Below are 15,008 nucleotides of genomic sequence, written 5' to 3'. Positions count from 1 at the left end.
ACATGACACAGCAACGCTTGCAATTGAGTCAAGAATGATTGTTGATGACAAAACAGAGTTTGCGTTTTGAAGCTCTGATCAGGGCACGGATCTTGCTCACGAACTTCCATTCAGCAAAAATCAGAGGAGAGATACATGTCGCCTGCAATGCTTCGACGGCTCGCCCTGCTGGGCGCCATTCTGCCAACATTGGCCATGGCCAGCACCCTGGTGCCCGGCGGAACCCTGACCGTCAATACGACCTGGAACCTCGCCGGCAGCCCGTACATCGTGCAGGGCGACCTGTACGTCTATGGATCCACGGCCCCTCGATTGACCATCGAACCCGGAGTGGAAGTCCGTTTCCAGCCCGGTGCCGGCCTGTTCATCAGCTACAATGGCTACGAGAACGTCGCCTGGATGGGTGAACTGCATGCCGTGGGCACGGCGCTGGACCCGATCCTGTTCACGGCGAACAACGGCAACAGCGGTGGCTGGGAAGGCGTCGTGATCGGCAACAACGCCGACACGGGCGGTTCCACCAGTCAATTTCAGCACGCCATCATCGAGAAGGCCATCCGCAACCTGGCCCTGCACAACACCACCCAGCCCGCCACTCTGGCCAACCTGGAACTGCGTGACGCATCCGATGAGGGGCTCTTCCTGCTGGGAGTCTCCACCGATCCAGCGCTCTCCAACCTGTCGATTCACGACAACGCCGACTTCTCGGTCCTGCTGAATGGCAGCCAATTGCCGGCCATGAACGCCGTGACCCGCACCGGCAATGGCGAGGACCGCGTCGCCTACACGGGCATCATCGAGGACGATCTGACGCTGGACATCGCGGGCTACTCCGAGCCTGTGATATTCACCGGCACGACATTCGTCTACGGCGCCGCCAATCCGCGCCTGACCCTGACCCCGGGCAGTGAACTGCGCTTCAGGACCGGTGCCCGGCTTACCATCAGCTACGATTCGGGCGAGAACACCACCTGGCGAGGCCAGCTGACCGCCGTGGGCACGGCCCTGGATCCCATTGTGTTCACCGCCGACAACGGACTCAGCGGCGGCTGGAATGGCCTGTTGATCGGCAACAACGCCGACACGGGAGGAGCCACCTGCCAGCTGGAGCACTGCCTCATCGAGAAAGCCAACCGCAACCTGGCTCTGCACAACACCACCCAGCCCGCCACTCTGGCCAACCTGGAACTGCGTGACGCATCCGATGAGGGGCTCTTCCTGCTGGGCGTGTCCACCGATCCCGTACTCTCCAACCTGTCGATTCACGACAACGCCGACTTCTCGGTTTTGCTGAGTGGCAGCCCACTGCCCGCGATGAGCGGCGTGACCCGTACCGGCAACGGCGAAGACCGGGTCGCCTACACGGGCGACATCCAGGGAGATCTGACGCTTGACATCGCGGGCTACACCGAACCCGTGGTCTTCACGGGCACGACATTCGTCTACGGATCCGCCAACCCGCGCCTGACCCTGACTCCGGGCAGTGAACTGCGCTTCAGGACCGGTGCCCGGCTCACCATCAGCTACGACTCGGGCGAGAACACCACCTGGCGCGGCCAGTTGACCGCCGTGGGCACGGCCCTGGATCCCATCGTGTTCACCGCCGACAACGGACTCAGCGGGGGCTGGAATGGCCTGCTGATCGGCAACAACGCCGACACGGGAGGAGCCACCTGCCAACTGGAACACTGCCTCATCGAGAAGGCCACCCGCAATCTGGCCCTGCACAACACCACCCAGCCCGCCACTCTGGCCAATCTGGAACTGCGTGACGCATCCGATGAGGGGCTTTTCCTGCTGGGCGTGTCCACCGATCCCGTGCTCTCCAACCTGTCGATTCACGACAACGCCGACTTCTCGGTCCTGCTGAGTGGCAGCCCTCTGCCCGCGATGAGTGGCGTGACCCGCACCGGCAACGGCGAAGACCGGGTTGCCTACACGGGCCAGATCGAAGGGGATCTGACTCTTGATATCGTCGGGTATCCGGAGCCCGTGGTCTTCACCGGCACGACATTCGTATATGGCTCCGCCAACCCACGTCTGACCCTGACCGCCGGCAGCGAGTTGCGCTTCATGAGTGGGGCGCGGCTCACCATCAGCTACGACGCCGGAGACAACAATGTCTGGCGCGGCCAGCTGACCGCCGTGGGCACGGCCCTGGACCCGATCCTGTTCACCGCCGACAACGGTCTCAGCGGCGGCTGGAATGGCCTGCTGATCGGCAACAACGCCGACACGGGAGGAGCCACCTGCCAACTGGAGCACTGCCTCATCGAGAAGGCCACCCGCAATCTGGCCCTGCACAACACCACGCAGCCCGCCACTCTGGCCAATCTGGAACTGCGTGACGCATCCGATGAGGGACTCTTCCTGATGGGCGTGTCCACCGATCCCGTGCTCTCCAACCTGTCGATTCACGACAACGCCGACTTCTCGGTCCTGCTGAGCGGCAGCCCCTTGCCCGCGATGAGCGGCGTGACCCGCACCGGCAATGGCGAGGACCGCGTCGCCTACACGGGCCAGATCGAAGGAGACCTGACTCTTGACATCGCCGGATACTCCGAGCCGGTGGTTTTCACGGGCACGACCCATGTATACGGCCCTGCCAACCCACGCCTGACCCTGACCGCCGGCAGCGAATTGCGCTTCATGAGTGGGGCGCGGCTAAACATCAGCTACGACGCCGGAGAGAACAATGTCTGGCGCGGCCAGCTGACCGCCGTGGGCACGGCCCTGGATCCCATCGTGTTCACCGCCGACAACGGACTCAGTGGTGGCTGGAATGGCCTGCAGTTCGGGGGCAACGCCGACACCGGGGGAGCGACCTGCCAACTGGAGTATTGCCTCATCGAAATGGCCACGCGCAACCTGGCCCTTCACGACACCACCCAGCCTGCCACCCTCGCCAACCTGGAACTGCGTGACGCATCCGATGAGGGGCTTTTTCTGCTGGGGGTCTCCACCGATCCCGCGCTCTCCAACCTGTCGATTCACGACAACGCCGACTTCTCGGTCCTGCTGAGCGGCAGCCCATTGCCCGCGATGAGCGCCGTGACCCGCACCGGCAATGGCGAGAACCGCGTCGCCTACACGGGTCAGGTCGAAGGGGATCTGACTCTTGACATCGCCGGATACTCCGAGCCGGTGGTATTCACGGGCACGACATATGTCTTCGGCTCCGCCAATCCGCGCCTGACCCTGACCGCCGGCAGCGAACTGCGCTTCGCCCCGGGCGCCAGCCTGCGCATCAGCTACGATACGGGCAACAACAATGCCTGGCGAGGGCAGCTGACTGCCCAGGGCAGTGCCAGCGACCCCATTGTCTTCACCGCGGACGATGGCCTGAGTGGTGGATGGAACGGCATCACTTTCGGCAACAATGCGGACTTTGGAGGGGCGGTGTCCTCCATGGAACACTGCCGCATTGAGTTGGCCGGCGAGAACCTGGTGTTCTCCAGTACCAACCAGCCGGACACCCTGCGCCAATGCCAACTGGGCGCGGCCTTGACCAACGGATTGAGACTGACAGGCAGCTATCCGCTGGTGGCCAATTGCACTTTCGAGGACAATGCCACCGCGATCCGCCTTGAGAACAGCGCCACCACGACCATCGGCAACAGCCTGGCGCTCTCGAACAGTTTCCTCGGCAACAGCACCTGGTACCTCTACAACAATGGGGCCGGCGATGTGGACGCCCGCTACAACGGCTGGTGCACCTCGGACGGTTTCACCCCCTCCGACCGGATCTGGGATGAGGTGGACGACCCCGCCAAGGGCCTGGTGACCTATCTGCCCGCAAGCGAAGTGAATGTGCTGCGAATCTCGATTGACTACCACGCCGCGGCGGATTCCTTCCACTTCGAATGGTGTCCCGTGGTCGGCGCGCTGAGTTACAATCTGTACAGCAGCCCCGAGCCCGGTTGGCCGATCAATGCCATGGGGACCCTGATCGCCAACACCACAGACAGCTGGCTGGACCTGCCCCGCAGCGCCCTGCCCGATCGCCTGTTCTTCTACGCCACGGCCGAGATTCCCGTAGCCACGGCCCGCTCGGGTGGTTGCCGTTAGGTCCTGACCATTGATGCAGCGAACCGGCCGCTCCTCACATGGGAGCGGCCGGTTCTGCTCAATGGGTCCGGGTGCCTGGCACCAGCCGACGAACATGACGTGCACATTCGCCTGCGAAGTACCTGACTGATGCGCACACCCACGACCTCACATCCCGCAACGGTCCGCACATGCGGTACATGACGTTCCGCCTCGGGTGGTCTACCATGTTCCTGCCATCGCCAGAGACCCTGCTCGGCAGCATGATGGGCGACACGATTGATCTGAGTATCACAGGAGCGCAGCAAATTCATCGAGTGGTCGCGGAAAGCTGCCTGCCGCCGGCCAGATTCAGGTGATGTCACATTCCGGGAGAACTTTTCTGGACGACCTGATTGAGCCGGGACGGGTGAGACAAGGTGACCAGAACCCAACCCGTCGGGGCTGCGATAGCACAGTATGAAAGCACCCCGGCATTTCCGGGGCGCTTGTCAGAAAAGATCACATGTGAAAGTCGGAAGAAGTGTTTCAAGCATTCGCCGCCAATGAATCGTCGGAATCCTTGATGGGGACAGGCTCGAGAAAGCCATCGGGCATCACATACCAGTAGAATCCTCGAGCCTGAATCCAAGGATGAATCCGGAACTTGAGCTCGTCCTCCGTCAACTCCCGACGGATCACGGAGCCCACCGACAGTCCGCTCATTGGAGTGAACGATGGCAGTCCAAGGCAGGAGAGGTGTTTCAGAATGTTCTTCTGGAAGGCTTGGGAAATCAGTCCCACCACACGTTGAAAACCTTCCGCCTGAACCAGGCGCAGTTGATTGCCAACAAGCAGCAATGGGGCTTCGAATCGCACTTCTTCATGCAGAAATCGCTGGTGGTCTTCCAGCCCTTCCACGGTTGAAAAGGCTTTCTCGTGTACCATGCCAGACAGATAGATCTTCTCCGCCGAGTCCAGTACAAGGACCTGAGGCAATGGGTTGCGATAGCACTGGTTCTCCTCGAAGGCTCGCTCACGTGGTCCTTTGATGATCACAAGATTTCTGGCTGCCCGTGTGCGTGCCACGTACTGGATTCGACGTTCTTCCTCCCTGTCCTCCTCCATCAAGGTCAGTTCATGGTGCGTGGGCGCCAGAATCACCTTGTCGAATTGCAGACCCTTGGCTCGATGGATCGTGCTCAAGGACACGATGGTCGTGGGCCGTGCTTTGGACGTCCCCTTGTGACCTGTACCGGTCAATGCTTGCAACATGGATGCGGGTTCGTGTACCAGATCGTCCAATTCGGCGAGATACTCTTCACGAGACACGTCGTTCGGCCTGTCTTCAATCAGTAGCCTCGCCAAGGCCACCCCTGCATTGAACGCCCAGGTGTTCCATCGGCCTGGCAGTTTTCTGAATTCCTGCCGAAGGATTTCAAGTTGAGGCAGAACAAGATCCGGTCTCACATACTCCGGCAAGCGCCCAAGAGCTTCCCGCACAAGAAGCCACTCCCGGAAGCCATAAAAATGCTCATAGTGCCTGTCAGTGATCACACGGACAGCTTTCATCTGCATCAGGTTCTGGAAGCGTTCATCCTTCAGCAGAGCCTGCTGGGCCAACAGCAACTCGCCATTGGTCCGGAAAAGCACACCGATGCGATCCCGTGAATCAGTGACCAAACGCCTGTTCTCCCCGATCACCAACTGGAACACTGAATCCACAAGAGCTGGCAACCATTCCGATTCAACCTGAATCTGGCGCACAGGCATTCCGCCCGCAACTTTTGAAGTCTGACGCTTCTCCCCACTTATGGCCTGAAAGCGATGTGCCTCCTCAAGAATTGGAGCTGTGCTGCGGTGGTTTCTCCTGAGAGTCAACCGTGAAACCTGGCCACCCTCCTGTTCCAGATGCTCCACCAACAGATTCAGGAAGTGAATGGGGTCCATTGGATCGCCATCAATCCGCCGTTCATATCCATATATCGACTGATCAGGATCACCGACAGCAAACAGGGACACTGAGCGGTCTGGTACCAGGGAACGCACGAGATCAAGGCGCTCCCGATTCAGATCCTGTACTTCATCCAGCAGTACATGTTGAGGTTTTGTCAGCCCCGGTGTGGACTCCAGCAGCCAGGCTGCCCAGGAAATCCACATCTCCAGGGGCAAGCGAACTCCTTCGACCGATTTCCCGGGGTCATCAGGATGTTCGCGCGTGATCAGCAGATCCTCCCTGACCATGTACCCTTCAGGAATTCTTCGAAGAATTGGCCGCCTCGCTTTGGTTCCCGTTCTTGAGCGTGTCCAGATTTCGATCCACTCCGGGTGTACGATCTCGAGCTCATTCAGTGCAGCATGGAACTCATCCAAAGGCATGAATCGCGTTCGGCCACGCAGTGTCCGGGCAGCCCAGGAATGCAAAGTCAGCACAGGAACGCGTTCACCTTCCCCCCGGATTCCCAGATTGTGAAACAATTGCCGCAGTCGACTTCGCAATTCGAGGGCCACGGCGCGATTGTAGGCCAACACCAGCAGTTGGGAGGGGCGAAGTTCCTTCTCCAGCAACAGCCACGCACAGCGATGTACCAACAGATGAGTCTTGCCACTTCCCGGACCAGCCGACAGCAGCACATGGGTGGAAGGATCCTGCAGCACCGCTCGACGTTGGTTCTCGTCCAGATCTTCAAGTCCGGTTTTCAATCCCTGTTGCTTGACTTCCTGGAGGATCCGTTCCGTTTCTTCCAGTTCGCCGGAGTTCTTCCAGCGGTCTCGATTTGAATGATCATCCAGAAAATCTCTCAGGAGCGTTTCGATTTCTTCAGATTTCGAGCAAGCGAAGAACCTGGAAAAGAGATCCCTCTGCTGTGATGAGTCCAGATGCGAAGCTAGATCCAGACTGGCCAGTCGGAGCTCACCCAATCGCTGATGCTCCCTGAAATCCCGTTTCACATTCCGGTCATTCAGCAATGGTTGATTGAGTCTTCGGGTAGTCGTGATCTCCAATTCAATACTGCGCCCCAGAAGACTGTCATTGACCAGAACTCCACACGCATGGAGCACACCCATGGCCGAATCAAGCTCCCCAAGGCTGCAATCGAGATCGGCCATCAAAGCAGAAAGTCTGACGGGTTTGCCCTTTCGAGTGGATTCGGTTGCGTGTGCCAGCAACAGCATGCAAAGGTGCTCAAGTCTGCTTAGCGCTTTCCCTGCATCGTTCTTCAATCTCCTGAATGTCTGTACGACACCCAATGTCAGATCAAAGCGTGATTCGATGCGGACTCCTCCATCATGCCGCAGGATACGATGGAGTGGTCGCAGTTGCCCTTCAACGGTTCGGCGTTGGAAATCACTCCACAGCTCGCGCCGCCTTGCCAGATCTTCCCGTCTTGACCCAATCAGCCATCCTGTGGACTGTCCTTCCATCTCTGAATTGATGAAGTCTCTGATGCGTTGCTGCATCTCCGATCGGACAAGCTCCAGATCTCTGGTGATCATCCCTTGAATCAACTCTCTGGCAAAGTGGAGACGCGCGGTCACGCGGAAGGGCAGACGCCCGTGTTTCACGCACCACTCGATCTCATCCGGGCCGAATTGCGAATCCACGCGAAGCTGCACTTCATCGAGCGACAAGAGATATTGACGGGACTCGGCCTCTCGGATTGCAGAGAACACAGTGTCAAGATCTTTGGCTCTGAGCACCTTGAGCAGCTCGTTTGAGTCCACCTGGGCGGTTTCATTCCCACGTGCCAGTTCCCGTACTCGCCTTGACAGGACCGCGCCGGGAGCTGTGTCACTAGCATCAGGGAAAACTCCCAGGCGAAAGGAGAGGTAGGGCGGCACAAAGTGTCCAAGGCGAATTCGCTTCAACGCCTCGAGCCAATGAAGTGCCATGCGCAATTGGCCGTCTGTCAAGTCATTCAGGCCATCGAACTTGGCGGCTTCCAGCGGAATGACCAGAAGTCCTGTTCGAAGATTGCCACGCACAAGTCGACACAACTTGAACAGACTGTTCTGAACATCCTGAAGACTGTTCCAGAGAAGGCGTCCGCTACGCAGAAAACCTCTGGAACGATTGATTTCATCTTGACTGTAATACAAAAGGCAGCGGATCGGGTTATCTGCCGAGTATCCCGCTTCCTTCAGCCTGTTTCGATCCCGGCCGGCTCGTCCGATTTCCTGCAAGTAATCCTCAAGGGTTGTGGGCATCTCCAGATGAGCCAGAAAATGGATGTTGGGAATGTCCATGCCCATTCCGAAAGCCTTGGTGGACACCAACACATGCAGACGGCCATCGAGGAATTGTTCGTACAACTCTAGACGTTCTTCGCTGGAGAGACCCGCATGGAATGCGGCAACCAGGAGCCTCATATTTCTGGATGAGAACATGGCCCTCAACAATTCCGCGAATGCCATGGTATGCGCACGGGTTCGCGCGAACAGCAAGGCTCGGCTCGTGGCAGGATTGAAGTTTGCTCCCAACCTGTCGCACACATGGTCCAGCCGATGCAGCAGATGCGCAGGGGTCCTGATCGGGGTCTCAACTCCTTTCAATCGAGAGTGAAGTATCTCGAGGCTCGGCTCGGTCCGGTGATCAACACGCAGCACTTCGATTCGCAAGTGGTCCGGAATGGGATCCGGACGGTGAGTTGGGTGCTCGATCATGTTCCGGATTTCCCGAAGATTTGATCCAGCTCCTGCCGACTCTGATCTGATAGTGTGGCTGAAAGCAACAGGATTGGGGCTCTGTGATCCCCCGTATCACGAAGATCTGCCGCAGTTTTTGCCGCAGAACAGTAATCGGGGCGAAAATCAAGGCCCCACTGACTGATGCAATGTGCTTCGTCAAAGACCCAGTACTGGGCTCCTTGATCGCGTTTCAACCGCTGCTTCAAAGACTTCATGAATGCACGGCTTCGAAAGCGCTCCGGTGAGACATACACCATCCAGATTTCGCCACCGGCAATGCGCTGGTAGATGTCCTGCAGCTCGAAAGGATCAAGGTCCCCCGTGACAGCTTCAACCACCCCCACGATTCCCAGATTCATCAATGCGGCCACCTGATCCGTCATCAAGGCACGAAGAGGAGCCACGACCACGCTCAATCTGCCGTTCCAGAATCCTTTCAGCAGGGCAGGACACTGAAAGATCAACGACTTCCCACCTCCTGTAGGAAGAGCGACGATCTGATCCCGTTCACCTTCCATCACGCGTCGCAGGTAGGCGATCTGTTCATCTCTGAAGCTACCGGGTCCACCGTTTGCACCACGACCCGCAAGGAAGGCCTTTTCGAGCAATGGTCGCCAGACTTCCTCAGGGACTGCTGGAGTACTCCGTACAGGTGTATCCCGGTTGAAGGCCTGCATCACAAGATTCCTCAGATCTGGTGTTGGTGATGGTGCCATGGTGTCATGCAAGACAACCTCAACTCCAACCCGAGGCGCACGAATCAGCCGAAAATCCAGGACCCAGGCATCTGCTCCTCCGACAGCATTCCAGTCCTGCAACACACGCCCCACCCAACGAAGCCAGTTCTCGGCACCGATCCTTCGCCAACCCGATGGCAGTACGTGATGCGTTGGCACTGGGTCCGTTTCCGTGTTCAGTCCCGTATCGATGAGGGTCTCGGATGTTGCGTCCAGCAGATCCTGGCTTTCCCTTTCGCTTGGTGAAGGCTCCGGTAGCGGCATGGATCGATTGGACGGAAGCCATTCGGTATCGATGCACTCGAACACCAAGCGTATTCCCACGGGCTCCAGTCCCGGAAGTTCGTCCAGACAGGACATCGGCAGTACAGCGATACCTGTGCCGCTCCGCCTGAGTCTGCGAATCAAGACCGCCGGGTCTGTTTCGTCCACAAGGGTCAATGACGAACGCCAGTTCTTGAGAACCGTGCATAACGCATCCACATCCGCAGTGAAGCGAACGAGAACCAGTATCGGGACTTCGCCCAGCAGCTTCCCCAACCAGGGCAACACGCCAAGCCAGTAGTCCGCACGCATGGGGCTGCCGGCCGATATGGGCACTGGAGCCGGAGACTTTGCATCTGGATCGTCCGTCTCCCGGAAGCAATGCAATTCAGCACGCTCACTGGCTGCCCAGTTCAGAAGCGCACTCATGGACTCCGGTGCACCTGCCCCGATGTGACTGGCCAATGATTCTGGATCCTTCAACGTTGACGTGAGACGAAATCCCCACAATGGGTCTCGTTGCAAGTACCATTCCCTTTGATGGCTGACAATGTTCATATCCGATTTTAGGAGCTGATCGACTTTTTCTGCCGAGAGACGAATTCGCTGTTCCGGGGCGTGTCCCAGAGTGATGGACCCTATCAGCAAGCCCGTATCACCGAGTCGTTCCTCTCCAATGCGCCCGTGATCTTGCCGGGTCCCTGGTATGGCCGCGTCACCTCCCACTTGAAGTGTGCTGGATGGTGTGTTGGTTCTCAGGAAGTGCTGCACTGCTCCGGAATCCAGTTCATCCCATCCAACCAACCACAGCGCTTGTCGCTGTGGATGCGCTGGGCATCCTTCTTCGGGGCATTCCATGCAGTTTGCCCTTTGCCCTGGCTCAGTTCCTGCCATTGGATGAATAGACCGCAGAGACAAGCTGTGTCCGGTTGACCATGTTCGCCAGGCTCTTGTCGAGAGCCGAAGACAGAGATCGCCAGCGCTCCCGAGAACCGTCGTACGGCGCCGACTGGCAAAACCATGGATCAGATGAGGAGGAAGCACGACAAGTCTTGACATGGCGGGAGCTGTTGCTCGATCTGACACATCGGCTGCCGGGACAACTTCCAGTACTCGCTCCAGCCAGGGATGGATTCCCTCGGGTTCCAGACTTTCTTCGGAGGCAGGCTGTCCAAGCAGCTGATCCAGAGACAGTGGCAAGATCGGAAGAATTGTCAGTCGTTCTGCCAGTGCAAGAAGTCCGCTGTGATCCACATGAAGATGCGCACTGGCTTCGGCGGCTTGAGAAAGAGTGCCTTGCTGGATCACACCTGCTCGGGCAAGCTCACCAAGTTGCCGGACGAACAGATCCAGGGCATTAAGTGCATCCGTGTCCGCTCTGTGCAGTGTTTTGAGCGCCAGATTGCGACGCCAGGGAGTCAGTTCCACCTGCCAATCGAGAGTATCCAACACGGGAAATCGCCAGTCACCCATTTCCGGAAGCCATTGTTTCAGACGCGGCAGGTCCCAACGTGACAGGTTGTGCCCGATCACAAGTGGCTTTCTATCCTGGAGTCCTGCGAGAACTCGCTGGATTGCATCCTTCGAGTCGAAGAGACGACTGCCCTCAGGCCCCGCCAGCCCCAACTGACGCACCCCGTATCCGTCCCATTCGATATCGAGTGCCACGACCGGTTTTCCGGCCAGGGGATGACCAGGAACTGGTCTGTCTGCAGTCGCCATTCTCGACCCTGGAGTTGTCTGGCACAGTCATGGATTTGCGCCATTATCACTGCGGCTAAACGATGAAACGCAGCTACAAGTATCGTTTGTTCATACCGAATGTGTAATTCCATTCCTCAGCCATCGTCGTTCGGCCAACCAAACAAGGCACTCAAAAGCTGTTGTCCAGGCAGGGGTTGCAAGGGAAGTCGGTATTCGCCGAAAAGATGATTGTTGGGCACGCTTCGCTTTGACAAGCCAGCGATGAAAGCGCCCCGATCCAGCAGGATCGGGGCGCTTTGTGTCTGGCTGGGGGAAAGGTCTACTTGACCAGCATGACCTTGCGCACGGCGCTGCCCTGGCGCTCGCCGCTGAGGCGCACCAGGTACATGCCGCTGGCCTGGGCCGAGAGGTCCAGGGGCAGCTGGTGGGTGCCGGCGGGGGTCAGGCCCAGATCGATCTGGCTCACGCGCTGGCCCAGCAGGTTGCAGATCTCCACGCTCAGCATGTCGGAGCGCTCGAGCTGGAAATCGAGCGTGGTGCGCGGGTTGAAGGGGTTGGGGTAGACATCCGTGATGCTCAGGCCCACGGGGCGCCCGGGACGTTCCTCGATGCCCACCACGAAGTCGGCGGTGCCGCCGGCGTCGTGGTACACGTTGGCGAATTCCTGGAGGTACTGGTTGGCGATCAGCTCGTCGTGCACCACCACCACATTCTCATCGTTGATGTTGTCGGCGGCGCTGCTCCAGTTGAAGGAGCCGGTCCAGACCGCGGGATCGGAGTCGGCGTGCTCAGCGTCCACGATCAGGTACTTGCTGTGCAGGATGCCGGGGCCGGCATCGGTGTGAATGTCGGCACCCCAGGCCAGCATGTCGGTCCACTCGCTGAACTGGTCGCCCTGATCATCGAAGTTGCCGCGCACGGCCACGCCCGCATCCTCGAATCGGTCGCGCATGGCGTAGTTCACATCGTTCAGGGTGAACGAGAGAATATTGAAGTACAGACTGTGATCGGCGGTGGCGATCAGGTTGCGCATCTGCTGTGAGACGAAATCGCCCTGGCTGAACCAGACTTCCACCTGGCGCCCGCCCACCACGAAATGATGGGGCGTGTTGTTGGTCTTGAACTCGCCAAAACGGGAGTTGGCGGCATTGGGGGTCATGGTGTCGCTGCCCCACATCTCGTTGAACTCGAGGGTGTAGGTGCGCGCGATGGCCTGGTCGGCGATCAGGATCGCATTGTCCTTGGCGTAGATGCCGTTGCTGGGCGTGTCAATGAAATTCATCCCGCCCATCCAGACGCGGTCGTTGGAGGGATCCTCGTCGGCGGCGTCCACGATCAGGAACTTGTTGTGCTGGATGCCCTGCGCGCCGTTGCTGCCGAAACTGTTGTCAATGACCGTGACACCGGCATTCGCGATCTGGGCCACTTCACCCTGGTCGTGATCCGAATCGTAGATGAAGCGCACGGCCACTCCGCGATCGTGGGCATCGACGATGGCATCCAGAACCGCATTGATGTTCAGGCTGTACAGCGCACAGTCCAGGCTGGTCTCGGCGCCATCGATCAGGTTGACGATCTCGCCGATCATGTCGTGGTTGCCGTTGGCCTCGTTGCCGGGCAGGGCGTACTCGCTCTCGACATCCTTGGTGAAGAAGACCTCCATCGTGCCGGGGCTGGAGGACGGAGACACCGTGGATACCAGGAAGTCGCTGGTCATGCTCGAGCCGCTCACATCGACGGCGCCCACGCGCACATGGTATGCGGTGGCGGGGTCCAGATCGGCAATGTCCACGCTGTGCTGGGTGGTGCTGTTCTCGTAGACCAGGCTGTCAATCTCGTGGGCTTCGGTCAGGCCCCAGGTCACGATGCTGGCACCGGGCAGGGTCGTGGTCCAGGAGATGCTCAGCCCACTCTGGGTATGTCCGCTTTCCCAGGGGCCGCCGCTGATGCCGGGGCCACCACTCTGGATCACGTCGCTGGCGAAGCGCGGCAGCACCTGGAAACCACTGGTGTGCGGAGCACTGAAGTCGTACTGGCTGACATTGCCGATCAGGTCGAAGGGGTCACCCGGGATGGGCAGGCCCACCAGGGTGCAGTCGGAATCAATGCGCAGCTCGGTGCTGCCCGTGCCGTCGCTGATCACATAGTTGGTGTTGCCCGCCCAGGTGCCGGTGCCGGCCACCGTCACCCCGTAGAGCTGCACCAATCGGCCTTCGTAGGGTTCGCCACTCGCTCCCTGATTGGAGATCTGCAGGCAGGTGACCGCGGTGGGTTCCACCTCGACACCCGTGGCGTGCGTCTCGATGACCGTGCCGGGGGTCAGCTCGGCCAGACCGTTGAACTGGGTCAGCGTGCCGATGACGGTGACATCGTCGCCGATGCTCACGCCGTCGGCGAAGGTCGCGTCGTAGACCACGATGCCGCCGGTGGCATCTTCCATGTAGGCGGCAATGCCCAGCTCGTTGGCCAGGGTCACCACACCGCGCACCACGACCACCTGGCCCAGCAGCACGGGCAGGCCGTCGCCATTGTTGTTGTGCAGTTCGCTGATGTCAATCGGGTCGCCAATCACCTGCACCACGGGCTGCACCTGGATCACGGCCAGTGTGCCATCGGCGGTGGCCGTGCGGGCATGCACCGTGAAGTTGCCCGAGGTGGTGGGAACGGTCACACCCACCAGAGTCAGAATGCCCGTGTCGGCACCCTGGAGAGCAGCGGCATTCACCACCACATCATTGGGGTTTTCGATGAAATTGGCCTGGGAGAAACCCGCGCCGGAAATCATCGCCGACTGATAGTTCCAGCCGGCGGGCAGCTCAATCTGCACCGTGGTCAGCAGGGTGTCGCCCGCGGTGAAGGTGAAGGCAAGATTTGCCGGCCCGGGAGCCGTGATGCTGGAGGGGCTCACGCTCACCGTGCCGCTGCCGTCCACAAGGGGCACATCCGGTTCGATGGGGCTGGAGCCGTTCTGGGGATTGGCGGTGGCCAGACTGTTGTGAATCACGAAATCGCTGGAGTTGTCATCGCTGTCCCAGCCATTGCCTTCGGTCTCGTCGGCACCACCGGCTTCCATGCTGGCGGCCGTGGACGTCTCGAAGGCCTTGCGCTCGAAACTGCCACCGCGTTCGTGTGATCCCAGCACGGTGCCTTCGGGCGAGTCGGCCGCGCCCCAGGCCACGCGGTCCAGTTCGACCAGGCTGCTGTTCAGCAGGCGCACGTGTCCGCCCGAATTGCCCAGGCCCAGGGTGGCGGCGCTGGAGACGTCGGGAACCGGCACCGTGGCGGATCCACCATAGAGATAGAATCCCTTGGCCTGGATCACGTCATTGGCGGTGAAGGTGGTCTTGTCGGTCCAGTTCACGCCCGTCGAGGACTTGTACTGGATCTTGTGTCCGCTCAACTCAATGGCGGCATTGGTGGGGTTGTACAGTTCGACGAATTCCTCGTTGATGCCCGAGGTTTCGTAGTAGCGCACCTCGCTGATCACGAGGTATTCTGCCTGTTGGGCCGTGAGCCGGGTTGCCGCCATAAGCAGCAGCAGGAACAACCCGATCGTCTTCTTCATGTCTCTGGTCCTCTTCTCTGGTG

General features: G+C 59.5%; 4 protein-coding genes. 1 reads left to right on the top strand and 3 read right to left on the bottom strand.

Features of this window, described 5'->3' with window-relative positions:
• Positions 1–135: 135 nt before the first annotated feature.
• Complete coding sequence (locus H6678_10815; GenBank protein MCB9474290.1) at positions 136–4,068, top strand: hypothetical protein; 3,933 nt, start codon at positions 136–138, stop codon at positions 4,066–4,068.
• 507 nt (positions 4,069–4,575) lie between these two features.
• Here H6678_10815 and H6678_10810 read toward each other — a convergent pair.
• The 3 genes from H6678_10810 to H6678_10800 form a co-directional block, all read right to left on the bottom strand.
• Entirely contained in the window at positions 4,576–8,691 is a 4,116-nt protein-coding gene (locus H6678_10810) for a UvrD-helicase domain-containing protein (GenBank protein ID MCB9474289.1), read from the bottom strand.
• The gene (locus H6678_10805) at positions 8,688–11,384 is read right to left on the bottom strand and encodes a DEAD/DEAH box helicase (GenBank protein MCB9474288.1); all 2,697 of its coding nucleotides are present in this window, start codon (positions 11,382–11,384) and stop codon (positions 8,688–8,690) included. Before H6678_10805 ends, H6678_10810 begins: the two co-directional genes overlap by 4 nt.
• Positions 11,385–11,739: 355 nt before the next feature.
• Positions 11,740–14,985 carry a lamin tail domain-containing protein gene (locus H6678_10800; protein ID MCB9474287.1) on the bottom strand — a complete coding sequence of 1,082 codons (3,246 nt, stop codon included), beginning with the start codon at positions 14,983–14,985 and terminating at the stop codon, positions 11,740–11,742.
• Positions 14,986–15,008 lie beyond the last annotated feature (23 nt).

It is taken from the genome of Candidatus Delongbacteria bacterium (genome assembly GCA_020634015.1).
In the GTDB taxonomy this organism is placed as follows: Bacteria; CAIWAD01; CAIWAD01; order CAIWAD01; family CAIWAD01; genus JACKCN01.
The sequence above is the reverse complement of the archived record's forward strand: the minus strand, read 5'-3'. Positions and strand labels throughout refer to the sequence as shown.

What these genes read in the sequence shown, in the direction of transcription:
- H6678_10800 (MCB9474287.1), bottom strand. Translation starts at nt 14,985, where the DNA reads ATGAAGAAGACGATCGGGTTGTTCCTGCTGCTGCTTATGGCGGCAACC.
- H6678_10810 (MCB9474289.1), bottom strand. Translation starts at nt 8,691, where the DNA reads ATGATCGAGCACCCAACTCACCGTCCGGATCCCATTCCGGACCACTTG.
- H6678_10815 (MCB9474290.1), top strand. Translation starts at nt 136, where the DNA reads ATGTCGCCTGCAATGCTTCGACGGCTCGCCCTGCTGGGCGCCATTCTG.